At 62.6% G+C, this 26,086-nt stretch carries 8 protein-coding genes; 2 read left to right on the forward strand and 6 right to left on the reverse strand.

The window, feature by feature from the left end; genetic code table 11:
• Window positions 1-2 precede the first annotated feature (2 nt).
• Both KBY08_RS17815 and KBY08_RS17820 read left to right on the forward strand, forming a co-directional pair.
• Window positions 3-6,467 (forward strand): non-ribosomal peptide synthetase, encoded by a 6,465-nt coding sequence (locus KBY08_RS17815; protein WP_111522685.1) that lies wholly within the window; start codon window positions 3-5, stop codon window positions 6,465-6,467.
• 1 nt (window position 6,468) lies between these two features.
• Window positions 6,469-15,099 carry an amino acid adenylation domain-containing protein gene (locus KBY08_RS17820; RefSeq protein ID WP_177410965.1) on the forward strand — a complete coding sequence of 2,877 codons (8,631 nt, stop codon included), beginning with the start codon at window positions 6,469-6,471 and terminating at the stop codon, window positions 15,097-15,099.
• 438 nt (window positions 15,100-15,537) lie between these two features.
• Here the strand turns inward: KBY08_RS17820 and KBY08_RS17825 are convergent, their stop codons facing one another.
• From KBY08_RS17825 to pvdM, 6 genes are all read right to left on the reverse strand, one after another.
• On the reverse strand, window positions 15,538-17,949 hold the full coding sequence (locus KBY08_RS17825; protein ID WP_024660310.1) for a TonB-dependent siderophore receptor: 2,412 nt from the start codon (window positions 17,947-17,949) through the stop codon (window positions 15,538-15,540).
• A 272-nt stretch (window positions 17,950-18,221) separates the two neighbouring features.
• Window positions 18,222-20,453, reverse strand: a complete 2,232-nt coding sequence (locus KBY08_RS17830) for a TonB-dependent siderophore receptor (RefSeq protein ID WP_024659944.1) — start codon at window positions 20,451-20,453, stop codon at window positions 18,222-18,224.
• Between the two features lie 306 nt (window positions 20,454-20,759).
• Window positions 20,760-22,436, reverse strand: coding sequence for a cyclic peptide export ABC transporter (locus tag KBY08_RS17835; protein ID WP_024659945.1), 1,677 nt, complete (start codon window positions 22,434-22,436; stop codon window positions 20,760-20,762).
• A gap of 66 nt (window positions 22,437-22,502) precedes the next feature.
• Window positions 22,503-23,363 (reverse strand): formylglycine-generating enzyme family protein, encoded by an 861-nt coding sequence (locus tag KBY08_RS17840; RefSeq protein WP_024650675.1) that lies wholly within the window; start codon window positions 23,361-23,363, stop codon window positions 22,503-22,505.
• A gap of 47 nt (window positions 23,364-23,410) precedes the next feature.
• Window positions 23,411-24,691: an aminotransferase class V-fold PLP-dependent enzyme gene (locus KBY08_RS17845; RefSeq protein ID WP_024659946.1), complete on the reverse strand. Its 1,281-nt coding sequence runs from the start codon at window positions 24,689-24,691 to the stop codon at window positions 23,411-23,413.
• A complete protein-coding gene (gene pvdM / locus KBY08_RS17850) occupies window positions 24,684-26,078 on the reverse strand; it encodes a pyoverdine-tailoring dipeptidase-like protein PvdM (RefSeq protein ID WP_024659947.1) in 1,395 nt (464 codons plus the stop codon). The genes KBY08_RS17845 and pvdM overlap by 8 nt, the downstream gene beginning before the upstream one ends.
• Between the last annotated feature and the right edge of the window lie 8 nt (window positions 26,079-26,086).

Here is a 26,086-nt window from a genome sequence, read left to right on the forward strand (position 1 = left end):
CAGTGCAACAGTTGCTTGACTCCGTTAAATCGCTGTCCGCCCGTGAACGCAAGGCGCTGGCGGTGCTGCTCAAGCGTCAAGGGGTGAATCTCTACGGGGTCACGCCGATTGCCGTGAGGGAGACGCAGGCACCGTCCGCGCTCTCTTACGCGCAGCAGCGGCAATGGATCATCTGGCAACTGGAGCCGCACAGCGCGGCCTACAACATTCCGCTGGCGCTGCGCCTGCACGGTGCGCTGAATGTCGAGGCATTGCGACGCAGCGTGGAGCAACTGATCGAGCGTCACGAAACCCTGCGCACGACGTTCGAACAGCAGGGCGATGAAGCACTGCAGGTGGTGCATCCGGCGTCGCCGTTTGCGCTCGGTGTCGAGCAACTGGCGGCTGGCGAAACGGTCGAGCGTTATGTGGATCAGGAAGTACAACGGCCTTTCGATCTGCAACACGGACCGCTGTTGCGCGTCAGGCTGCTCAGGCTGAGCGCGCAGGAGCATGTACTGGTATTGACCCAGCACCACATCGTCTCCGATGGCTGGTCGATGCCGATCATGGTCGACGAACTGATGCAGTGCTATCAGGCCGCCACGCTGGGCCGCGAGATCAAACTGGCGCCGTTGCCGATCCAGTACGCCGACTACGCCCTCTGGCAGCGCAACTGGCTGGAAATGGGCGAGCAGGAACGCCAGCTGGCGTACTGGAAGCAGCAACTGGGCGAGCAACAGCCGATTCTGGAATTGCCCACTGATCGGCCGCGTCCGGCACTGCGCAATTACGAAGGTGCGCGACTCAATGTCAAACTGGATGTCGCGCTGTTGAATAACCTCAAGACCCTGGCGCGCCAACAGGGCATCACCCTGTTCATGCTGTTGCTGGCCTCGTTTCAGACCCTGCTGCATCGCTACAGCGGTCAGGCCGATATACGCGTAGGCGTGCCGGTCGCCAACCGTACCCGCAGCGAAACCCAGGGGCTGATCGGCTTCTTCGTCAACACCCAGGTGCTCAAGGCCGAATTCACCACGCAGACCACCGTGGCCGGGCTGTTGCAGCAGGTCAGACACACCGCTGTGCAGGCGCAGGCCCATCAGGACCTGCCGTTCGAACAACTGGTCGAAGCCTTGCAACCGCAGCGCGACCTGAGCCGCAGCCCGCTGTTTCAGGTGGCCTGCAACCACCAGAGCGAAGGCCACAACCAGAGCCGTGAGCTGGCAGGGCTGCGTCTGGAATATCAGGTGTCCGACAAGCACACCGCGCAGTTCGACCTGACCCTCGACACCTGCGAACGCCCGGACGGCCTGACAGCCGCACTGACCTACGCCACCGACCTGTTCGACGCATCGACCATCGAGCGCATGGCCAGCCACTGGCGCAACCTGCTCAACGGCATGTGCCACGACGTCAATCAGCGTATCGCTGACCTGCCATTGCTGTGCGCCGAGGAACGCCAGTACACCCTGCGTGACTGGAACCGCGATCTTGCGGTCTACCCAAGCGAGCACTGCGCGCATCAACGCATCGAGGCCCAGGTCGAGGGTAACCCGCAGGCCATCGCCCTGAGTTTTGGCGATGAGCAACTGAGTTACCGGCGGCTCAACCAGCGAGCCAACCAGATGGCGCACAAACTGCGCGAGCAGGGCGTCGGCCCGGATGTGCGCGTCGGGCTGGCTGCCGAGCGCGGTCTGGAGATGATTGTCGGACTGCTGGCCATCCTCAAGGCCGGTGGCGCTTACGTGCCGCTCGACCCGGATTATCCGCAGGATCGTTTGAGCTTCCTGATGCAGGACAGCGGTATCGAGCTGTTGCTGACCCAGGCGCATCTGCTTGGCAAACTGCCGATCCCCGAACAGGTGCAGACGCTCGATCTGGCTGACGCACTGGACGGCTACAGCACGGAAAACCCGCACAATCAGACTACGCCGGACAACCTGGCCTATGTGATCTACACCTCGGGCTCGACCGGCAAACCCAAAGGCACCTTGCTCGCCCATCACAACCTGATGCGCCTGTTCGCGGCCACGGATGAGTGGTTCGAATTCAGCGAAAAGGACGTGTGGACACTGTTCCATTCCTTCGCGTTCGACTTCTCGGTGTGGGAGATTTTCGGCGCGCTGCTGCATGGCGGCCGACTGGTCATCGTGCCCCGCGAAGTGACCCGTTCGCCGGAAGAGTTTCATGCGCTGCTGGTCGAGCAGCAGGTTACGGTGCTCAACCAGACGCCGTCGGCGTTCAAGCAACTGATGCGCGTGGCCTGCGATTCATCGTTACCGCTGTCGCTGCAGACAGTCATCTTTGGCGGCGAGGCGCTGGACGTGGCGAGCCTGAAGCCTTGGTTCGCGCGTTTCGGCGATCAATCACCGCAACTGATCAACATGTACGGCATCACCGAAACCACCGTGCACGTGAGCTATCGACCGATCACGCTGGCTGACACGCAGAACCCCGCCAGCCCGATTGGCGAGGCGATTCCCGACCTGTCGTGGTACGTGCTGGACGCCGATTTCAACCCGGTCGCCCAAGGTTGCAGCGGCGAGCTGCACATCGGCCATGCCGGTCTGGCGCGGGGTTACCACAACCGCGCCGCGCTGACTGCCGAACGCTTCGTGCCGGACCCGTTCTCCAACGAGGGCGGCCGTCTGTACCGCACCGGCGACCTGGCGCGTTATCGCGCTGCCGGAACCATCGAATACGCCGGGCGCATCGACCACCAAGTGAAGATTCGTGGCTTCCGTATCGAACTGGGCGAAATCGAAGCGCGGCTGCAAGCGCACCCGGCGGTGCGTGAAGTGCACGTGCTGGCGCTGGACGGGCAGTTGGCGGCGTACCTGGTGCCTGCTGAGCCTGATCAGGACCAGCCAACCCTGCGTGAAATGCTTAAAAACCAACTCAGGGCGCACCTGCCGGATTACATGGTGCCCACCCATTTCATCGTCCTCGACAGCATGCCGCTGACTGCCAACGGCAAGCTGGACCGCAAGGCGCTGCCTGCGCCGGACGCCAGTCAGTTACAGGCCACCTACAGCGCCCCGCAGGGCGAGCTGGAGCAGCAACTGGCGGCGATCTGGGCCGATGTTTTGCAGATCGAGCGGGTCGGGCGCAGCGACAACTTTTTCGAGCTGGGCGGGCATTCGCTGCTGGCCACTCAGGTGATTTCGCGCATTCGTCAGCAGCTGGATGTCGAGCTGTCGTTACGCGACCTGTTCGAAGCGCATGATCTGGCGGCCTTCGCGCTGGCAGCGGGCGCAGGGCAGGGCAACGGTGCGCCGCGCTTCATCAAGGCCGACCGCACGCAGCCGCTGGGGCTTTCCTATGCGCAACAGCGGCAGTGGTTCCTCTGGCAGCTTGACCCGGAGAACACGGCATACGTTATTCCCGCAGCCCTGCGCCTGCGCGGTTCGCTGGACATCGCGGCACTGGAGCACAGTTTCAGCGCGCTGATCGCACGTCATGAAACCCTGCGCACGACCTTCCGCCAGCAGGGCGAGCATGCCGTACAGGTCATTCATGCGCCACGCGCCTTGACCCTGCCGGTCGAGTCGGTGCCCAGCGACCAGACCCTTGAAGCCTGCGTGCAGCAGGAAATGCAGCGCCCGTTCGATCTGGAGCAAGGGCCGCTGTTGCGAGTCCGTTTGCTGAACCTGCACACCGACGAGCATGTGCTGATTCTGACCCAGCATCACATTGTCTCCGATGGTTGGTCGATGCCGATCATGGTCGATGAACTGGTGCGCCTTTACGAGGGCTACAGTCAGGGCCGTGAGGTGAGCTTGACCGCGCTGGACCTGCAATACGCGGACTACGCGCTGTGGCAGCGGACCTGGATGGAGGCCGGCGAGCAGGCCCGGCAGCTGGATTACTGGAAGCAGCAACTGGGCGATCAGCAGCCGATTCTGGAACTGCCCGCCGATTACCCGCGGCCAGTGGTGCAAAGCCATGCCGGTGCGCGGCTGGCGGTAGAACTGGAACCCGCGCTGATCGATGGCTTGAAGCAGGTCGCGCGGCAACAGGGCGTGACCCTGTTCATGCTGTTGCTGGCGTCATTCCAGAGCCTGCTGCACCGTCATAGCGGTCAGTCGGACATTCGTGTCGGCGTGCCGATTGCCAACCGCAACCGCGCTGAAACCGAAGGCCTGATCGGCTTCTTCGTCAACACGCAGGTGCTGCGTGCCGAGTTTGACGTGCACACGACGTTCAACGAGTTGCTGCAGCAGGTCAAACACACCGCCCTGCAAGCCCAGGCGCATCAGGAGCTGCCCTTCGAGCAACTGGTCGAAGCCCTGCAGCCCCAACGCAGCCTCAGCCACAGCCCGCTGTTTCAGGTGATGTTCAATCACCAGAGCCAGGCCAGCGCCGATGTCCGCGCGCTGCCCGGTCTGCAGGTCGAGGCACTGCTGCCGGACAGTTACCCGGCGCAGTTCGACCTGACCCTGAACACGGCTGAACATGACGGTGGCCTGAGCGCTGGCCTGACCTACGCGACAGCGTTGTTCGACCCGCGCACCATCGAGCGCATGGCCGGGCACTGGCTGGCCTTGTTGCAGGCCATCTGCGCCAATGCCGCACAGCGGATCGCCGAAGTGCCGATGCTCGACAGGGCTGAACGGCAGCAGATTCTCCACGGCTGGAACACCACAGTCGCAGACTTCCCCAGCGAGGACTGCCTGCACAGCCTGATCGAAGCTCAGGTGCGCGCCACGCCGGAGGCGCCGGCGCTGATTTTCGCCGCCGAGCAACTGAGCTACGCACACCTCAACGCCCGCGCCAATCAGCTTGCGCATCGCCTGCGTGAGTCGGGCGTCGGCCCGGACGTATTGGTGGGTATCTGCGTCGAGCGCAGTCTGCAACTGGTCATCGGTCTGCTGGCGATCATTAAAGCGGGTGGCGCTTATGTACCGCTGGACCCGGATTATCCCGAAGATCGGCTGGCTTACATGATGCAGGACAGCGGGATTGGCTTGCTGCTGACCCAGACGGCATTATTGGAACGTTTGCCGGTTCCGCCCCAGGTGCAGAGCCTGTGCCTGGATCAGGACGGCGACTGGCTGGAGAGTTACAGCATTGCAAATCCAGTCAGCTTCAGCCATCCACTGAATCTGGCTTACGTGATTTACACCTCGGGTTCGACCGGCAAACCCAAGGGCGCGGGTAACAGCCATCGTGCTTTGGTCAACCGCTTGCACTGGATGCAGAAGGCCTACGGGCTGAACGAATCCGACACCGTTTTGCAGAAAACGCCGTTCAGTTTCGACGTGTCGATCTGGGAATTCTTCTGGCCGCTGATGACCGGCGCACGCCTGGCCGTGGCGCTGCCGGGTGATCATCGCGACCCCGAGCGGCTGGTGCAGACCATCCGTGAGCATCAGGTCACGACGCTGCATTTCGTGCCGTCGATGCTGCAGGCGTTCATGACTCATCCGCAGGTGGAAAGCTGTAACACGCTGCGCCGGGTCGTATGCAGCGGCGAAGCACTGCCTGCCGAACTGGCCGCTCAGGTGCTCAAGCGTCTGCCGCTGGCCGGTTTGTACAACCTGTATGGTCCGACCGAAGCGGCCATCGACGTGACCCACTGGACTTGTAGCACCGACGATATTCTCAGCGTGCCGATCGGGCGGCCAATCGACAACCTGAAAACCCACATCCTCGACGACGGCCTGCTGCCTGCTGCACAGGGCGTGGCGGCGGAGTTGTATCTGGGTGGCGTCGGTCTGGCACGCGGTTATCACAACCGTGCCGCACTGACGGCTGAGCGTTTCGTGCCCGACCCGTTCGACGAGCAGGGCGGCGGCAGGCTGTACCGCACCGGTGATCTGGCGCGTTATCGCGACGCGGGCGTTATCGACTACGCCGGGCGTATCGACCATCAGGTGAAGATTCGCGGCTTGCGCATCGAACTGGGCGAAATCGAAGCCAGCCTGCTGGAGCACGACAGCATTCATGAGGCGGTGGTGATCGACGTTGACGGCCCGTCCGGCAAGCAGCTGGCGGCGTATCTGGTGGTCGAGCACCACGACGATCAGTTGCGTAATGCGCTCAAGGCCTTCCTCAAGGAAACGCTGCCGGATTACATGGTGCCCACGCACTTCATCCTCCTCGACAGAATGCCGCTGAGCGCCAACGGCAAGCTCGATCGCAAGGCCCTGCCGAAACCGGACGCCAGCCAGTTGCAGCGCCAGTACGTCGCACCGTCCACAGAGCAGGAACAGCAGATGGCGGCGATCTGGGCCGAGGTGCTGAAGGTCGAGCGTGTCGGCCTGAGCGACGATTTCTTCGAGCTCGGTGGTCACTCGCTGCTGGCGACGCAGCTGATTTCCAGAATCCACACCGGCCTGGGAATCGACATTCCGCTGCGCCTGATCTTCGAGAAACCGCAATTGAACGAATTTATTCAGGCCTTCGCCGGCAGTGGCCTGTCGCTGACCGAGGACGGCTTGTCCGATATTGAAAAAATGATGAATGAAATGGCGGGTATCTGACATGGACAAGTCTGCAGCAGAGCGTATCGCCCAGCGTTTCGTCGGCTTGCCCGTCGAACAGCGCCGGCAGATCCTCGCCAAGATGCACGAGACCGGACAGAGCTTCAAACTGCTGCCCATCGCCGTGACCCGGCATGCCGCAGCGCGTATTCCGCTGTCTTACGCGCAGCAGCGCATGCTGTTCCTCTGGCAGATGGAACCGGGCAACGCGGCCTACAACGTGCCCATGGCCGTGCGTCTGAATGGCGCATTGGACCGGCAGGCCCTGAGCGCGGCGCTGGACCGGCTGGTGCAACGCCATGAAACCCTGCGCACCCGCTTCGTTTCAGCGGACGGCGTGTTCTACCAGGAGATTCTCGAACAGGCCACGGTCGCCCTCGAGTTCGCGTCGGCGGCGCCTGCAGATATCGAGCAGCAGGTGCGCGCCGAGTTGCAACAGCCCTTCGATCTGCTGAGCGGTACGCTGCTGCGGGTCAAGCTGTTCCAGTTGAGTGAAAGCGAACACGTACTGACCGTGTGCATGCATCACGTGGTATCCGATGGCTGGTCCGGCGACGTGCTGATTCGCGAGTTCGTGCAGCTTTATCAGGCGCAGGTATCCGGACAGCCGGCTCCGTTACCCGAGCTGGCGGTTCAGTACGCCGACTACGCGATCTGGCAACGCGCCTGGCTGGAGGCCGGGGAGGGCGAGCGGCAACTGGACTACTGGAAACAGCAACTGGGTAGCGAACATCCGCTGCTGAGCCTGCCACTGGATCATGCGCGTCCGCTGCAACCCAGCCATCGCGGTGCAATGGTGCGCGTCGACCTGCCGCAGCAACTCTCCGCGCAACTGAAAAGCCTGGCGCGCAACAACGGCCAGACCCTATTCATGGTGACGCTGGCGGCGCTGTCGGTGGTGCTGTCGCGCTTCAGCGGGCAGTCCGATATCCGCATCGGCGCACCCAATGCCGGGCGCACACGCAGCGAGCTGGAAGGGCTGATCGGCTTTTTCATCAACACTCAGGTGCTGCGTGTGCAGGTGGACGAGCGGCAGAGCTTTGCCGAGCTGCTGGATCAGGTCAAGCAGGTGGTGACGGGCGCGCAGTCGCATCAGGAACTGCCGTTCGAGCACCTGGTAGATGCCCTGGCGCCGGAGCGCAATCCGGGTCACAACCCGCTGTTCCAGTTCAAGATCAATCAGCACGTGCTGGCGGCCGATGGCAACGGGCAGCGCGTGTCGGGCCTGACGGTCGATGAGTTTCCGATGGACAGCAGCGATGCGCGTTTCGATCTGGCCTTCGACTTCACCGACACGCCCGACGGGATACGCGGTTATTTCACCTACGCCACCGACCTGTTCGAAGCGCAGAGCATCGAGCGCATTGCCGACGCGCTGCGCAGCGTGCTGCAAGCACTGGTTTCGGACACCGACCGGCGTCTGGCCGATCATCCTCACGCGATATCGTCACCGGTCGCCGAGCAAACCCAGGACTTTGCCTGCCCCGATTTCCTCAGCCTCTGGCAACAGGGCCTGCGTGCCGGGCGTGGCAAGACTGCGTTGCGTGTGGGCCAGCAGGTGTTGAGCTTTGACGAGCTTGAGACACGCAGTAACCAATTCGCCCGCTACCTGCACGCCCAGGACATCAAACCGGGCATGACCGTCGCGCTGTGCCTGGACCGCTCTGTGGAATGGGTGGTCAGCCTGCTGGCGGTGCTGAAGCTGGGCGCGGTGTACCTGCCGCTGGACAGCGCGCAACCGGCCGAGCGCTTGCAGCAACTGGCCCGCGACAGCGGCGCCGTGCTGCTGGTGTATGCGCCCGATGACGACAAGGCCGCGCGGTTGGGCGTGTGCCCGGTGCTGGCGTTCGATGCTGCGCTGTGGGCCGCTGTCGACAGCCAGGCGCTGGACGTTCGGGTGCTGCCCGGGCAAGTGGCGTACATCATCTACACCTCCGGCTCCACTGGGCAGCCCAAGGGCGTGGTGATCAGCCACGGCGCGCTGGCCAACTACGTGCAGGGCGTGCTTGAGCGCCTGGCGTTGAGCGACGGGGCGAGCATGGCGATAGTGTCGACGGTCGCTGCCGACCTGGGGCACACGCTGCTGTTCGGTGCGCTGGCCTCTGGCCGGGCGCTGCACCTGCTGTCTCACGAACAGGCGTTCGACCCTGACGGTTTTGCGCGTTACATGGTCGAGCATCAGGTTGACGTACTGAAAATCGTGCCCAGCCATTTGCAGGGCCTGCTGCAGGCCGCCAACCCGGCGGACGTGCTGCCTGGGCAAGTGCTGATTCTGGGCGGCGAGGCCAGCGCCTGGGCGTTGATCGAGCAGGTGCGTGCGCTCAAGCCGGGCTGCCGGATCATCAACCACTACGGCCCGACCGAAACCACGGTCGGCATCCTGACCCACGAAGTGGCCGGGCCTCTCAGCGCCTGCCGCAGTGTGCCGGTCGGTCAGCCGCTGGCCAACGGTAAGGCGCGGGTACTGGACGCTTACCTCAATCCGGTGGCCGAACGGGTGGCCGGTGAACTGTATCTGGGCGGGCGCGGGCTGGCGCAGGGTTATCTGGGCCGTGCGGCAATGACCGCCGAACGCTTTGTGCCGGACCCGGACGCCAATGGTCAGCGCCTGTACCGTGCAGGCGACCGTGCGCGGTGGGTGGACGGCGTGCTGGAATACCTGGGCCGTGCTGACGATCAGGTGAAAATCCGCGGCTACCGGGTCGAACCGGGCGAGGTCGGCCAGCTTCTGCAAACCCTGGACAACGTGGCCGACGCCGTGGTGCTGGCGCAGCCGCTGGAAAGCGATGAAACACGTCTGCAACTGGTGGCCTATTGCGTGGCAGCGGCCGGCACGAGCCTCAATGTCGACAAGCTGCGCGAGCAATTGGCGGCTCGCCTTCCGGAGTATCTGGTGCCCGCGCAGATCATGCTCCTGGAGCGTCTGCCAGTGACCGCCAACGGCAAGCTCGACAAGCGCGCCTTGCCCATGCCCGGCGTGGTCAAGCAGCGTTACACCGCACCGGTCGGCGAGATCGAGGAAAAGCTCGCCGCCGTGTGGGCGGATGTCCTCAAGCTGGAGCAGGTCGGCAGCACCGACAACTTCTTCGAACTGGGCGGCGATTCGATCCTCAGTCTGCAGATCATCGCCCGCGCCAAGCGCCAGGGCATCAAACTCAGCCCCAAGCAATTGTTCGAAAAACAGACCATCGGCCAACTGGCTTCGGTGGCAAAACTGATTCAGAAAAAGCCCGCCGCCGTGGCAGAGCAGATCAGCGGTTCGTTGCCGTTGCTGCCGATTCAGGCACGCTTCTTCGAACTGGACATCCCCGAGCGTCAGCACTGGAATCAGGCGCTGATGCTCAAGCCTTTGCAAACGCTGGAGGCCTCTTATCTTCAGGCTGCATTGACTGCGTTGGTCGAACAGCACGATGCGTTGCGTCTGGGTTTCACCCGGCAGAGCGGCCAATGGCAGGCCACCTTCGGCGCGCCGAACACTCGCGAGCTGCTCTGGGCCCATGAGCTGGACAGCATCGAGCGCTTGCCTGAACTGGCCGATGAGGCGCAACGCAGCCTGGACCTGAAAAACGGCCCGCTGTTGCGTGCCGTACTGATCAACCTGCCGCAGGGCGAGCAGCGCCTGTTGCTGGTGATTCACCATCTTGTGGTGGACGGCGTGTCATGGCGGGTGTTGCTGGAAGACCTGCAACAGGCGTACATCGCACTGGCAGCAGGTCAGCCAGCGCTGCTGCCGGCGAAAACCAGCTCGCTGCAAGCCTGGGCCGAGCATCTGCAGGCCTACGCGCAAAGCCCGGCGCTGGAACAGGAACTGGGTTACTGGCAGGCGCAGCTGCAGGACGTCAGCGACGCCTTGCCTTGCGATCATCCGCACGGCGGTCAGCAACAGCAGCATGCGCTGTCGGTGGTCACCCAACTGAACAGCGAACTGACCCGGCAACTGCTGCAGGACGCCCCGGCGGCCTACCGCACGCAGATCAATGACCTGCTGCTGACCGCGCTGGCGCGGGTGGTCAGCCGCTGGACCGCGCAACCGCATGCGTTGATTCGTCTTGAAGGCCACGGCCGCGAAGACCTGTTCGACGCATTGGACCTGAGCCGCACGGTGGGTTGGTTCAGTAATGTGTACCCGGTCAGGCTTACCCCGCAGGCCTCGCTGGCCGACTCGATCATGACCATCAAGGAGCAACTGCGCGCAGTGCCCGACAAGGGCGTCGGTTACGGCGCGTTGCGCTACCTGGGCCGCGAATCGGCGCGGCAGATCCTGCAAGCCCTGCCGCTGGGCAGCATCGTGTTCAATTACCTGGGGCAGTTCGACGGCAGCTTCGACGCACCAGAGGCACTGTTCACACCCTCGGCCGACAGCAGCGGTGCCTCACAGAGTGCCGATGCGCCGCTGGCTGCGCCGATCAGCATCAACGGTCAGGTCTATGCCGGTGAGCTGCGCCTGAGCTGGACCTTCAGCGGCGCGGTGTTCGAGCGCGAGACCTTGCAGCGCCTGGCCGATGAGTACGCCGCCGAATTGCAACAATTGATTGCCCATTGCACCACCGAAGGCGTGGCCGGGGCGACTCCGTCGGACTTCCCGCTGGCGCGCCTGAGCCAGTCACAGTTGAGCAGTTTGCCGATAGCTGTCGGGCAGATCGAAGACCTCTACCCGCTGGCACCGATGCAGCAGGGCATGCTGTTCCACACCTTGTTCGAGCAGGAGGCGGGCAATTACATCAACCAGATGCGCATCGAAGTCAGCGGTCTGGACGTGCCGCGTTTCCGCGCCGCCTGGCAGGCCACGCTGGATGCCCATGAGGTGCTGCGCAGTGCTTTCATCAGCCATCTGCAGCCAGCGCTGCAAGTGGTCTTGCGTGATGTGCGCATGCCTTTTGTCGAGCTGGATGCGCGGGGGCAGTCGTCCGGCTGGATCGACCAATGGGCCGACGCCGACCGCCAGCAGGGTTTCGATCTGGCCCACGGGCCGTTGCTGCGCCTGGCCGTATTACGCACCGGCGAGCAGAGCCATCAACTGATCTACACCAGCCATCACATCCTCATGGACGGCTGGAGCAGCTCGCGTTTGTTAGGTGAAGTGCTGCAGCGTTATAGCGGCCAGACACTGCCTAGGCAGGTCAGCCGCTATCGCGACTACATCGAATGGTTGCAGCGCCAGGATGCCGGGCTCAGCGAGCGTTTCTGGACCGGTCAGCTGGCCAGACTCGATGAGCCCTCGCGTCTGGTGCAGGCCTTCAAGGCGCCTGATAGCGGGCAGGGACATGGTGATTACCTGCACTTGATCGACGCCGAGAACACCCGTCAACTGAGTGAGTTTGCCCGCGAGCAGCGCGTGACCCTCAACACACTGGTGCAATCGGCCTGGCTGCTGGTGCTGCAACGCTATACGGGGCAGTCCAGCGTCACCTTCGGCGCAATCGTGGCCGGGCGTCCGGCGGACCTGCCGGGTGTCGAGGAGCAGCTCGGGCTGTTCATCAATACTCTGCCGGTGATCGCCAGCCCACGTGCAGAGCAGCGCGTGGCGGAGTGGGTGCAACAGGTGCAGGCGCAGAACATCGCCTTGCGAGAGCACGAACATACACCGCTGTACGAGATTCAGCGTTGGGCACGCAGCGCTGGCGAGGCGCTGTTCGACACCATTCTGGTGTTCGAAAACTACCCGGTGTCCGAAGCCTTGCAACAGGCTGCGCCGCCGGGACTGGTATTCGGCGGCCTGCACACGCAGGAGCAGACGCATTACCCACTGACGCTGGTGGTCAATCTCGGTGAAACCCTGTCGTTGCGCTTCAGTTACGCCCGTGAGGCGTTCAGCGAGCAACACATGGCGCAGTTGTCGGCACATTTTCAGCAGGTCCTGCAGGCGCTGACGCATGACGCGCAGGCGGCGCTTGGCGAACTGGCGCTGTTGAGCGACCGCGAGCAGCAGCATGTGCTGCGCGAGTGGAACGCCACAGCCGCAGACTTCCCCAGCGAGGACTGCCTGCACAGCCTGATCGAAGCTCAGGTGCGCGCCACGCCGGAGGCTCCGGCACTGATCTTCGCCGCCGAGCAGATGAGCTACGCGCAACTCAACGCCCGCGCCAATCAGCTTGCACATCGCCTGCGTGAGTCGGGCGTCGGCCCGGACGTATTGGTGGGTATCTGCGTCGAGCGCAGCCTGGAACTGGTGATCGGTCTGCTGGCGATCATCAAGGCCGGTGGCGCTTACGTGCCGCTGGACCCGGATTACCCCGAGGATCGTCTGGTTTACATGATGCAGGACAGCGGTATCGGTTTGCTGTTGACCCAGGCGGCGCTATTGGAGCGTTTGCCGGTTCCGCCCCAGGTGCAGAGCCTGTGCCTGGATCAGCACGGCGACTGGCTGGAGGGTTACAGCACTGCCAATCCAGTCAACTTCAGCCATCCACTGAATCTGGCTTATGTGATTTACACCTCGGGTTCGACCGGCAAACCCAAGGGTGCAGGCAACAGCCATCGTGCGCTGGTCAACCGTTTGCACTGGATGCAGAAGGCCTACGCGCTGGATGGCAGCGATACGGTTCTGCAAAAGACGCCGTTCAGTTTCGACGTGTCGGTCTGGGAGTTCTTCTGGCCGCTGATGACCGGCGCACGTCTGGCCGTGGCGCTGCCGGGTGAGCACCGCGACCCCGAGCGGCTGGTGCAGACCATCCGTGAGCATCAGGTCACAACGCTGCACTTCGTGCCGTCGATGCTGCAGGCGTTCATGACTCATCCGCAGGTGGAAAGCTGTAACACGCTGCGCCGAGTGGTATGCAGCGGTGAAGCACTGCCTGCCGAACTGGCCGCCCAGGTGCTCAAGCGTCTGCCGCTGGCCGGTCTGTACAACCTGTATGGCCCCACCGAAGCGGCCATCGACGTGACCCATTGGACGTGCAGCACGGATGACATCCTCAGCGTGCCGATCGGGCGGCCGATCGACAACCTGAAAACCCACATCCTCAACGACGGCCTGCTGCCTGCCGCACAGGGCGTGGCGGCGGAGTTGTATCTGGGTGGCGTCGGTCTGGCACGTGGTTATCACAACCGTGCCGCGCTGACGGCCGAGCGTTTCGTGCCGGACCCGTTCGACGAGCAGGGCGGCGCCAGGCTGTACCGCACCGGCGATCTGGCGCGTTATCGCGACGCAGGTGTCATCGACTACGCAGGGCGTATCGACCACCAGGTGAAGATTCGCGGCTTGCGCATCGAACTGGGCGAAATCGAAGCGCGTCTGCATGAGCATGCCGCTGTGCGTGAAGCCACGGTGATCGACATCGACGGGCCGTCCGGCAAGCAACTGGCGGCTTATCTGGTGCCAACCGATGCCGCTGAGGCGCCGGACGTTCTGCGCGAGCGTCTGCAGGCCCACCTCAAGGCTCACGTGCCGGATTACATGGTGCCGGGCTACTTTGTCTTTATCGATTCGATGCCGCTGACCGCCAATGGCAAGCTGGATCGCAGAGCACTGCCGAAACCGGACGTGGCCCGCTCACAGCAGGGTTACGTGGCGCCGCGTACGGCATTCGAGCAACGTCTTGCTGCGTTGTGGGAGCAGGTGTTGCACGTCGAACGGGTCGGGCTCAACGATAACTTCTTTGCCTTGGGCGGGCACTCGCTGCTGGCGGTTTCACTGGCGGGCAGGATTCGCGAGACGTTCGATATCTCCATCAAGCTGCATGACTTGCTGTTGCTGCAGACCCTGGGTGAGCTCGCCGATTTCATGCGTGCCGATAAGGCTCGGGTCAAATCGGCGGTCATCGCCATGAACGCCAATGGCTCGACGCATGCGCCACTGTTCTGCCTGCCGCCGGGCGGCGGTGGCACCTATTCGTATTACCCGCTGGCGGGCAGGTTGAGCGACAGCCGACGGGTTTACGGGTTGGTCAACAAGGCCTACGTGGTGCCGGGCTGGTTCGATACGTCGTGGCAGGACATGGTCGACTACTACGTCGAACAGATCCGCATGACCCAGCCGCACGGGCCTTACAACCTGCTGGGCTGGTCGATGGGCGGCGCGCTGGCCGTCGAGGTCGCGCATGTGCTGGAGCGCGCTGGCGAGGTGGTGAGCTTTCTCGGGCTGGTCGACACCCAGCTACCGGCATCGGTGGGCATGCAATGGGTCGAAGAGGACCCGCAAGTCACCACGCAGCAGCAGGGCGAAAACTACTACCGCAGCCTGATCAAGAGCCTGCAGGCCTTTGTGCCGGGCTTGCAGGAGCAAACCATTGTCGACCTGATCGAAAACACCCGGCAGTCGGTGAGCGGGGAGAGTGAAGTCATTGATCAGGTGATCGAGCAGATCGCACTGCAACATGCGATGAACGTCGACAGCCTGCGCAGCATGTTCCAGGACATCGCGGTGCAGGACGAAATCGAAACCGGTTACAAGTTACTGGAAGCCAACGCAAAACTCAGCCAGGCGTTTACCTTGAAAACCCTCAATGTGCAGGTCGATTGCTGGTGGGCAGGGCAGAGCCGTAAACCGGGGCAGATTGCCAAGGCCGAAGCGGTGCTGCTGGAACAGTGCTCGGTCAACGGACTGCGCAGCTCGACAACGATCGATCAACGGCACGACAACCTGGTGATCGCGGAAGCGTTTCTGCAGGGGCTTGCCGAGCGTTTGGTGTGACGCAGAGCGTCACGAACGGCATTCCCACGCTGGAGCGTGAGGAACGATGGGTGTCTGGACTGGGATGTGATGGATGATAAGCGTCCTGAAGAACACTATCGTGCCCATGCTCCGCGTGGGCATGCCTTTCTGGACGCTCTGCGTCCTCTCTTGAGTGCGTGGTGCGGCGTAGCTGGTGTGACGCAGAGCGTCACGAACGGCATTCCCACGCTGAAGCGTGAGGAACGATAAGCGTCCTGAAGAACACCATCGTGCCCATGCTCCGCGTGGGCATGCCTTTCTGGACGCTCTGCGTCCTCTCTTGAGTGCGTGGCGCGGCGTAGCTGGTGTGACAGAGCGTCACGAACGGCATTCCCACGCTGGAGCGTGAGGAACGACAGGTATCTGGGCTGGAGCGTGCCTTTCTGGACGCTGTTGATCACGAGGGGCGAGCGTCGCTTAAAAATCACCGCGCAGGGTCAGGACGTAGTTGCGTGGGTCGCCGTAGTAGTTGCCGCGGTCGATGTCGCCGGTGGCCTTGTAGTATTTGCGATCCAGCAGGTTGTTGCCGTTGAGCGCCACCGTCCAGTGTTCGTCGATTTTCCACGCGACCCGCGCATCCCAGATGGCCCGGCCAGCGTTATCGATGGGCTGGGTCGATTCGTGTTCCGAGTAGCCGCTCTGCGCCGAAACCCCGCCGCCGATGGTCAAGCGACGCCAGGTGCCGGGCAGGGTGTAGCTGCTGGTCAGGCGCAACATATGCCGGGGTGTTTCCGCTGAAATCGATTGCCCGTCACTGCCGCGGGTGATGTTGAACGTGTAGCCGGCCAAGGTCTGCAATCCCGGTAACGGCTCGCCGCTGATTTCCATGTCGATGCCCTTGCTGCGCCGGATATCACCGTTCAGGTAGCAGGTCCCATAGGCATCATTGCTAACGCACTGACCAGCATTGGCATCATCCTCGACGGCCACATCCTTCTGCTTCACATAGAACAGCGCCAGTGACACATTCAGACGTTTGTCGAACAGCTCGCCCTTGATTCCGGTTTCATGGCTGGCGCCGATGGCCGGATCAAGCAGTGTGCCTGATGCGGTTCGATAGGCGCTTTGCGGCAGGAAAATATCCGTGTAACTGGCGTACCACGACCAGTCCCGGTTGAGGTCGTAGATGACCCCCGCAAACGGGGTGACCTGATTGTCCTCCTGGGCGCGACGGGTCACGCCTGCGGACCTGGTCTGATAGTCATAGCTGCTGACCCGGCCACCCATCACCAGGCTCAACGACTCTGTCAGGCTCAGGCGCAGGTTGCTGTAGACGCCATAGCGCTTGTCGCTGTAGTCCGTGCTGCTCCAGGCCGGACGCGCAGGTTCGGCAATCGCGTCGTGGTCGGGGCTGAAGATAGCCAGCGGTTGATTGGCGTTGACCGTGGCATAGCGCGACTCGCGTTTCTGTTCGGACCCGTTGCCGCCGACGGTCAACTGGTGACTCAGGCCAAAGGCGTCGAACCGGCCATCCAGGTGCGCGTCGATGCCATTGCTATGAATATCGTCCGAGCGGAACAGGGTTCTGACCAGCCGGGAACCGCTCTGCGTCGCTGGATCAATAGCGCCCTGTGCATAGGCGACCTTCTGATCGAAAGCGCCATCGGAGTGGGTGGCAGACAGTGTGCCGCTCCAGTTGTCGTCAAAGCGGGTTTCCAGCTCGCTGAACACTTCGTCGGTACGGGTCTGGTGGCGGTTCCAGTGCTGGGCCAGCGACGTCGAACGCGGCAGGTCGATGGCCTTGCCGTTGCTGTAGCGAGGCAGACCGAAGATCGAAAAGCCCTGGGTGTCGGCGTTCTGATGGCGCACGCCCAGGGTCAGGGTGGTGTCTTCGCTCAGGTCGGTTTCCAGGATGCCGTAGAGCAACGGTGCGGTTTTCTGCAGACCATCGGTGAAATAGCCGCGGTCTTCATAGGACGTTACAAAACGCCCGCGGATGCTGCCTGAATCGTTGAGTTTGCTGCTGCCATCCAGATCGACCCGGTAGTTGTCCCAACTGCCTGCGCGGCTGGTGATCGACAACTGCGGCAGGGCGGTCGGGCGCTTGCGGACCAGATTGACCGCGCCACCGGGGTTGCCCGCGCCGATCAGCAAGCCGGCCGCGCCGCGCAGCACTTCGACGCGGTCGTAGATTTCCATGTCCGGGGTCATCCAGCCGGTCACGCTGTAACCCTGGCCGGCCACGCCATCGATGATGTAGCTCTCGTCCTCCAGCGCGAAGCCCCGCGAACTGAAGACATGAGAGCCGAAATTGCGTTGGGAAAAGGTGATGCCGGGCGTCTGTGCCATCACCTCGTCGAGGCCGGTGAGGTTTTTGTCGTCCATCACCTGGCGGGTCATGACGGTAACCGACTGCGGCGTTTCGCGCAGCGACTGAGCCGTCTTGTTGATACTCACGCCAGTGGCCGCATACGAGCCGCTGCCCTCGGAGGTGATGCCGAACGAGTCGCCCTTGATCGCCACCGGCCCGAGATTCATGGTGTGTGCGGAGGCAGCAGCGCCAAGGGTCAGGGTGTTGTCTTCAAGACTGTGCGCTACGTTGGCTTTTTTCAGCAGATCGGCAACTGCCTGTTCGGGCGTCAGCCTGCCATGCACCGGGCTGCTGAGCTTGCCGTTCAGGTCGTCGGGGTTATAGAGGATTTGCAGATCGCACTGGCGGCCCAATTCCTTCAGGGCACTGCTCAGCGTCTGGGCCGGTATATCGAACTCGAATTCCTCCGCCAGCGCCTGCCCCTGAACACTCAACGCCAGCACCAGCCCCACACCGCCCAGACGCAGGCCGAGCGTTTTCACGCGGCCTGTGCGCAGACGGCTGGAGGATGTTTGCATGGGAGGGATGGCTCGTTGAGATCAATGGCGAAGGATAATGCATTTGCGGTGGAGTTGGTGGTATGCAGATGTTTGCTGAGTGTCCCGGCCCCCAGCGTTCCGCTCGCTCAAACGCTCATGGGCCAGTATGTTGTCCAAAAATGCATCGTCTGAACTACAGTCTTCGCGAACAAGTTCGCTCCCACGGCCTTCGGCCAGAATCAAAAGCGGGCTTGTGTATAACGCTGAATGCAGAGCGTAGGCGCTAGAATCACGCCTATCGTTTACTTAGATCAGAAATCCCCCCGCAAGGTCAGGACGTAGCTGCGCGGTTCGCCGTAGACGTTGGAGCGGTCGGTGGCGATCGAGGTGGTGTAGTACTTGCGGTCGAACAGGTTTTCGGCGTTGAGTGACACCTTCCAGTTTTCGTCCAGTTTCCACGACGCCCTGGCATCCCAGATGGCCCGGCCGGCCACGCCCAGCTCCTTGTTGGACGGCACTTCGTAACCCGAATCCGCCGACACTCCAGCACCCAGGGTCAGGCGGTTCCAGGCACCCGGCAGGTTGTAGCTGGTGTTGAGGCGCAGCATGTGTTTCGGCGTTTCGTAAGCCACATCCGAGTCGCCGTTGTTGCGCAGCATGTTGAAGGTGTAGCCGCCGAACACTTGCAGCCCCGGCAACACTTCGCCGCTGGCCTCGACATCGACGCCCTTGCTGCGGCTGATGCCGTCCTGCAGGTAGCAGGAGCCGTCGGAGCTGGTAGGGCACAGTTCAGTGGTGTTCACATCAACGGCAGCTACATCTTTCTGCTTGATGTAGAACAGCGCCATCGACAGGTTCATGCGCTTGTCGAACAGCTCACCCTTGAAGCCGGTTTCGTAGTTGGAACCGATGGCCGGGTCCAGTGGCGAGCCGGCGGAGGTTACGTAGTTGGCCTGTGGCGTGAAGATGTCGGCATAACTGGCGTACCACGACCAACTGTCGTTGATGTCATAGATGACGCCCGCGAACGGCGTGAATTCCTGAGTCTGCTTGGATTCGTAACTGTTTGCCGCACCGGTTTTGACGTCGTACTTGTAGTCATACCAGCTGAGGCGCGTGCCAAGCACCACGCTCAACGGTTCGCTCAGGTGAATGCGCGTGTTGGCGTACAGGCCCGCGCGTTCTTCGGTGGTGTCGATGTCGGTTTGCCAGGCTGGACGGGCTGGTTTGGCGAAAGCGCTCTGATCGACATCGAAGACGTTGACGGCGGTGCGCCTGGTCACGGTCGCCTGATGCGTGTTGGCGTTCTGCTTCGACCAGTCGGCACCCAGGGTCACCTGATGTTCGAGGCCGAACGCGTTGAAGTTGCCTTCCAGCTGGCTGTTCAGACCGACGCTGTCGACCTCGTCCTTGCGAAACAGCGTGCCCTGAAAGTTGGAGCCCGCCAGCGTCACGGGATTCACTGCGCCCCGTGCGAAGGCAATGTTCTGATCGAAGCCACCCTGGGAATAGGTCAATGACGTGCGGCTGGTCCAGTCTTCATTGAAGCGATGCGCGACTTCGGTGAACACCTCGGTCATGTCGCTTTCATGGCGGTTCCACTTCTGCGCCAGGTTGGTCGAGCGTGACAGGCCCAGCGACTGGCCGTTGCTGTAGCGCGGCAGGCCATAGATCGAGTAGCCGTTGATGACCTGCTCCTGACGACGCAGGCTCATGGTCAGGGTGGTGTCGTCGCTCAGGTCGGCTTCGACGATGCCGTACAGCAGCGGCGTGCGGCTGTCGCGACCGTCCAGGTAAGAGCCGCTGTCATCGTAGGCCGCGACCATGCGCCCGCGCAGGGTGCCGGAATCGTTGAGCTTGCCGCTGCCGTCCAGGTCGACCCGGTACTGGTCCCAAGAACCGGCGCGGGTGGTGATCGAGAATTTGTTCTCGGCGGTCGGGCGTTTGCGCACCAGGTTGACCGCGCCGCCGGGCTGACCGGCACCGACCAGCAGCCCTGACGCGCCGCGCAGCACTTCCACGCGGTCGTAGATCGCCATGTCCGGCTGCATCCAGCCGGTGATCTGATAGCCCTGGCCGCCAATGCCGTCGACCAGGAAGCTTTCCGCCAGCAACGAGAAGCCACGCGAGGTGTACACGTGGCCGCCGAAGTTGCGGTACTGGAAGGTGATACCCGGGGTGTCTTCCAGCACGTCGCTGAGGCTGGTGAGGTTGTTGTCATCCATGACTTGCCGGGTCACCACGCTCACCGATTGCGGTGTTTCGCGTAGCGATTGCGGTGCACCCTTGCCGATACTCACCGCGCCGGTGGTGTAGGAACCGGTGCCGTCGGTGGTGGTGCCCAGGTAATGCGAGTCGATTGCGGTCGGGGCCAGATTGAGCGTGCCCGTCGTGTTCGAATCGTCTGCGACAGTTTCCTGCGCCTGGCCGGCCACCGGCATGCACAGTGCAAGACCCATGGCCGCCATGGATGGCCGGGAGCGGAACATCTGACTGAGCATCAACGCTTTGCTGAGCGGGGTGAGTCGTGACGGGTTGTGCATGAATTGGCTCTTTCCAGTGAGTATCGGCAAGGAGATCGGGGGCGTCGTTCAGGTCTGCGCAGTCGGGTCCAGCCGTCGACCGGGCAGGCATGAGCCACTTTTTTATGGGGCGGTGCGCGAGAGATGGCTGGGCACGCAATTCGCTGTTAATGAGAACGAAAGCGAATAACGTTTATTTAATGGTTTTTTCAAAATCCACGAAAAAAGATGGCGCTTGGCTAGTAATTGAGCGTGGCGCGGAATGCACAGGCAAAAAAAAGCCCCGCTCGCGGGCTGGCCGGGCGGGGCGTTCCAGGCTTGGATGAATCACGCCGGAATGGTTTTGTCGCGGGTTTCGCTGTGAACCTGTTCGACCTGAATCTGCCCGGTCTGCATCCGCACCAACTGATCGGCAACGTAGAAATAGCGGTCGTCATGGGAGATCACGATGATGGTCTTGCCCTGTTGCTTCAGTTCCGGCAGCAGCTCGGTGTAGAACACGCGACGGAACGCCGGGTCCTGATCGGCGGCCCACTCGTCGAAGACCAGCACCTGACGCTCGTCCAGCCACGCATTGATCAGTGCCAGACGCTTGCGCTGACCGGTCGACAGATCGGTGGTGGTGAAGACACCGTTCTCGATGCTGACCTTGTGCGCGATGTCCAGGCGCTCCAGGTACTTGCCCGCGTCCTGCGGCAGCGCGGCCTGGCCCTGCAACGGCTCGTCGAACAGGTAGTAGTCGGCGAAAATCGTGGTGAACAGCTGGCGGTAGTCATCCAGGTTTTCCGCGGTAACGGCCTGGCCATTCAGGCGGATCTCACCCTGTTGCGGGGTGTACAGGCCCAGCAGCAGCTTGATCAGCGTGGTCTTGCCACAGCCGTTCTCGCCGACGATGAACACGATGTCGCCCTGTTTGATGCTCAGGTCGACCGGGCCGAGGTGAAAGGCGTCGCTGCCTTCGACCGGCGGGTAGTCATAGCGCAGGTTGTGCAGTTCCAGCGTGTGCATGCTGGCCAGCGACGTCGGGCGGTCACTGACCAACAGGTGCGGTTCGGGGCTGGAGAATTTCCACGACAGCTCGGCGATGCGGCGCATGGCGATCTGCGCGCGGCTGATGCCGGGCAGGGCAGTCATCAGGCGCTCCAGCGGGCCTTTCATGTACAGCATCACCAGCACGAAGCCGCCCAGCACGGTTTTCTCGGTGGTCGGCCACATGGCCTGGAAGGCGATGGCCATGCCGATCACGGCAAAGAACAGCATCGAGCCGAAGGTTTCTGCGCTGACGAAGATGTTGGCAGCGCGAATGTTCGAGCGGCAGATGTGTTCAGTGGCCCCGTGAATCTTTTCGTCGAGCATGTTCTGACGACGTTTGCGCTGAATGCGCAGCTCCTTGGCGCCTGCGGACAGCGCCTGGTAGTGCTTCTGCAATTCGTCTTCGCTGTTGCGCGCCGCCAGAATGCTGCGCATGCCGAACGCATGCGCCAGGTATTGCGCGCCGGTGCCGAGCACCACGGTGAGCACTGTCAGCGCCAGAATCTGCCAGGACAGCACGGCCAGATAGGCCAGGCAGCCTAGTGTGACAGTAAACGAAATCACCATCGGTGCGACCGACAGGGCAAAGGTGCTGATGGTGTTGACGTCGTTGAGCAGCACCGGGATCAGGCGGTGCGCGCGATAGCGTTCCAGCTGCTCGATGGGCGCGACCAGCACCTTGGCCGCCAGCTCGCGGCGCAGGTTGGCGACGACTCGCTGGCCGACGTAATTGGTCGACAGGTTGGACAGGGTCGAACACGCCAGGGTCAGCACACACAGGCCGGCGAACAGCAGCGCGGTCTGCGTGTCCGGCCCGCCTGGCCTGTTCATCGCGTTGTTGATGGTGGCCAGCAGGCCGGTGACGCTCAGGCCGCTGACAATCCCCAGCAAGGTCGACAGCGCCACCAGCCACCAGAACGGCTTGAGGATTCTCAGGGTTTCCCGGGCGAGGCTTTCAGTTGTGCGGGTCATGGTGTGTCTCGTCAGTGTCCGTGAGTGCGGCTTGGGCTGGTTCAGGCCGGGGGCGCATGAAGTCCGTCAGAGGTCGCGGGCGACCCGGAAACCCAGCCAGTCACCCCGTACATCCGGCTGGCGGCTGTTGCGGTTGCCGGAGCGCGAGAAGATCGGCGCTTCGGTCCAGTCATTGCCGCGAATCATCTTCCAGGTGCAATCACCGGCCAGCCACGCGCTGCCATCGGTGGGCGCGCCGTTGTAGTTGCTGGTCTCGCAATCGGCGGTCCACTCGTAGACGTTGCCGTGGGCGTCGTAGATGCCGAAATCGTTGGGGCTGTAGCTGCCGGCAGGCGCTGTGTAGCTGAAACCGTCTTCCGGGCCGTAGGTGTTGGCGTGTTTGGCAATGCTGTAGGGCTTGCCTTCGTCCATCGGAAACGGGAACGAGCCCTTGCTGCCGCCGCGTGCCGCGTATTCACGCTGGGCTTCGCTGACCATGTGGTAGGACTTGCCGGTTTTTTTCGACAGCCATTCGACATACGCCTTGGCTTCGTTCCAGTCCATGCACACCGCAGGCTGACGCGGGCTCAGCGGGTAGCGCGGCTTGCCGGCCTTGCACTCGCGGCCCGGCCGGGTATCGCCATCCGGCATTTTGTAACCGGAGCTTTTGATATAGGCGGCCCATTCGCCAGCCAGTACCTGAAAGCGGCTGATGGCGAACGGTTTGGCGAAGGTCACGTCATGCAGCGGGCCTTCGTCCGGCTGACGACCCAGTTCCTCTTCGGGCGCACCCATGGTGAAGGTGCCCGCAGGCAGCACGACCATTTCCGGGCAGTCCTTGCAGTCCTTGAACACCTTACCTGGCGCGGATACCGGCGTGGCGGCCAGGGCGCTGTCGCAGAGCAGAAGGCCGAGCAGGGCGGACAGGGGCAGCAGTGTTTTTTTCATGTCGGGTCTCGATGGAAAACGGAAAACAGGTGATCGGTTCGGGCGTGTCAGGCGCGCCGGGCGAGCAGTGTCATGAAACGATCGATTTCGGCTTCGCTGTTCAGCAGTCCCGGCGCGGTGCGCACCACGGGGCCGACGTCGCGACTTACCGCGTCAACGACCATGCGCTGCTTCATCAGCCAGGCCGCCACGTCGTCGCACGACTGGCCCTTGAGCCGGAAGAAGCTGAAGCCCGCCGACAGCGCAGGGTCCACCGGCGTCACCAGCTCGACATTGGGCTGGGCCTTGAGGCGCTGCTTGAGGTAACTGTTGAGCTGGTGAATGCGTGCCTGCACATCGGCCTTACCCAGTTGCAGGTGCAGTTTGAAGGCCTCGTTCAACGCCCAGCGGTGTTCGAACGAGTGATACCCACCGGGCGTCATGATCGTGCTGAAACCGGTGGCTTCCGAGAACGTCGGGATCAGCGGCGTGAGGTCCTTGACCTGTTCCGAGCGTGCGCAAACGATGCCGGTGCCGCGCGGGCCAAACAGCCACTTGTGGGTGCCGGCGACATAGAAGTCGCACTTCATCTCCGGGAAATCGAGGTTCTCGACGCCAAAGCCATGCACGCCGTCGACCACGTAGAGAATGCGCTCCTGGTCGTCACGGTTACGGTTGTGTTCCTCGACCAGATCGCCGATGGCCGCGATGGGCAGTTTCACGCCGCTGCCGGACTGCACCCAGGTCATGCCCAGCACCCGCGTCTTCGGCTGAATGCTGCGCGCGATGGAGCCGATGATTTCATCGGCCGAGACGGTCGCCGGGTCCTTGAACAGGCGAATCTTGCGCACCTGCGTGCCGTCGCGCTGCTGACGGAATTTGAGGATATCGCGGACGCAGGAATGCTCGTGTTCGGTGGTCAGAATCTCCTGATCCGGGCGCACATGGAGACCGCCGTAGATGATTGCCAGGCCTTCAGTGGTGCTGCCGGTCAGGGCGATCTGGCCGGGTTGGGCGTTCAGGTACTTGCCCGCCCAGACGCGAACCTCGTGTTCGCGGCGCTCGGTCTCTCCCAGGTCCCAGTCCATGGCCAGACCGGGATTACGGTCGATATGCGCGCGATACTGTTCGATGGCCTGGCGAACCGGAGCAGGGTGCGAGGTGACCAGAAAATTGGAGAGGTGGACGTAATCCGGGTCCTGATTGAACAATTGTTTCAGGCGCGTCCATTTGTCCGTGGAGGCCGGCTGAGTCGCTGGCGTCACGGCTGCCGTTGCAAGGCCGGAGCCCAGGGGCAGGGCTGCCGCGAGCAGCCCGGCCTGTTTGAGGAAGGTTCTGCGATCAGTCATGAGCGTCTGCGCCTGAGGATCGGGTAGCGGCGTTTGAGAGATTCATGTGCTTCACATCCGGACGAGCAGCAGCCTGAACCTGCTCCCAGACGCGCAGGAAATTGCCGCCCCACAGCTTGGTGATATCCGCCTCGGCGTAGCCGCGCTCGATCAGTTCGGCCGTCACGTTGCGGATTTCGCTGACATCATTGAAGCCTTTCACACCGCCGCCATCATTGAAGTCGGAGCTGATGCCGACGTGGTCGATGCCGATTTTGCGGACGGTGTAATCGATGGCGTCGACGAAGTCCTGGACCGTGGCTTTGGGCTCCTCCTCGAGAATCGCGTACAGCTTGCTTGCATAGGCGCCGAAGCGTTGTTCCGGCCAGACGGTGATGATCGGGTCGCCTGGCATCAGCGCCATGGCCAGGTTCGGCAACGGCGGCAGGTCGAAGTCCTTGCGCAGCGCGTTGAGCTTGTCCTGGGTCTTCTGGCTCAGCGGCTTCAAATAGGCCGGAAACGCCACGATCTGTACCACGCCGCCGCTGCGCTTGATGAGCTGCAGTTCCTCGTCGCTGAGGTTGCGCGGGATGTCCACCAGCGCACGCGGCGTCGAGTGCGAGGCGACCATCGGCGTGCGGCTCAGCTCGCTGACCTGTTGCAGCGCCTTGCTCGACATCTGTGACACGTCGATGATCACGCCCAGATCGTTGAGGTGTTGCACGGCCTGCCTGCCGATCTCCGACAGGCCGCCCAGTGCGTCGGGCGTGTCATTGAGAAAGGGCAGGGGACGTGAAGAGTCGGCCCAGCTGTTATTGCCGACATAACTGAAACCGAACATGCGCATGCCGCGTGCGGTCCAGTGGTCCAGCAGGCTCAGGTCATTGCCCAGCGGGTAAGCGTTGAGCATGCTGATGAATATGGCAAACTTGCCTTCGCCGTGCAGGCGGCGCATGTCGTCCGGGGTGTAGGCGATGCCGACCTGATTGGGGAAGTCGCGAACCATGCCGGTGATGATTTTGTAACGCACTTCCTGCTGATGGCGTGCTTCGTCGACGAAACCGGGTGTCGGACGATGCGGGGCGTTGTCGCCGTTCCAGATCTCCGGCCAGCCGAATACCGTCAGTGCAGCCCCGGACAGGCGTCCGCGCGCGGCTTTCACCAGGTCGAATTGCCCCGAGCCGTCCTTGTCGGCTTCGTTGCCCTCGCTGCCGAATTTCATCGGCACGGTGATGTGGCTGTCGAAGGAAATGATCCGCTCCTGCAGGTCGTCGGCCTGTTGCATAACCTTGACCGGGTAGCCTGCTGGCGACCAGTAATTCCAGGCCAGAAAGCCCGCACCTGCACTGATGGCCAGGGCCAGCGGCAGGCCGATGAAGAGAGCTTTTTTCCAACGCGGTCTTGTCATTTCCGTCT

The sequence above is a fragment of the Pseudomonas sp. P135 genome (assembly GCF_020312125.1).
In the GTDB taxonomy this organism is placed as follows: Bacteria; Pseudomonadota; Gammaproteobacteria; order Pseudomonadales; family Pseudomonadaceae; genus Aquipseudomonas; species Aquipseudomonas fragariae.

Coding starts and splice junctions, on each gene's coding strand:
- KBY08_RS17820 (WP_177410965.1), top strand. CDS start 6,469: ATGGACAAGTCTGCAGCAGAGCGTATCGCCCAGCGTTTCGTCGGCTTG.
- KBY08_RS17825 (WP_024660310.1), bottom strand. CDS start 17,949: ATGCAAACATCCTCCAGCCGTCTGCGCACAGGCCGCGTGAAAACGCTC.
- KBY08_RS17830 (WP_024659944.1), bottom strand. CDS start 20,453: ATGCACAACCCGTCACGACTCACCCCGCTCAGCAAAGCGTTGATGCTC.
- KBY08_RS17835 (WP_024659945.1), bottom strand. CDS start 22,436: ATGACCCGCACAACTGAAAGCCTCGCCCGGGAAACCCTGAGAATCCTC.
- KBY08_RS17840 (WP_024650675.1), bottom strand. CDS start 23,363: ATGAAAAAAACACTGCTGCCCCTGTCCGCCCTGCTCGGCCTTCTGCTC.
- KBY08_RS17845 (WP_024659946.1), bottom strand. CDS start 24,691: ATGACTGATCGCAGAACCTTCCTCAAACAGGCCGGGCTGCTCGCGGCA.
- pvdM (WP_024659947.1), bottom strand. CDS start 26,078: ATGACAAGACCGCGTTGGAAAAAAGCTCTCTTCATCGGCCTGCCGCTG.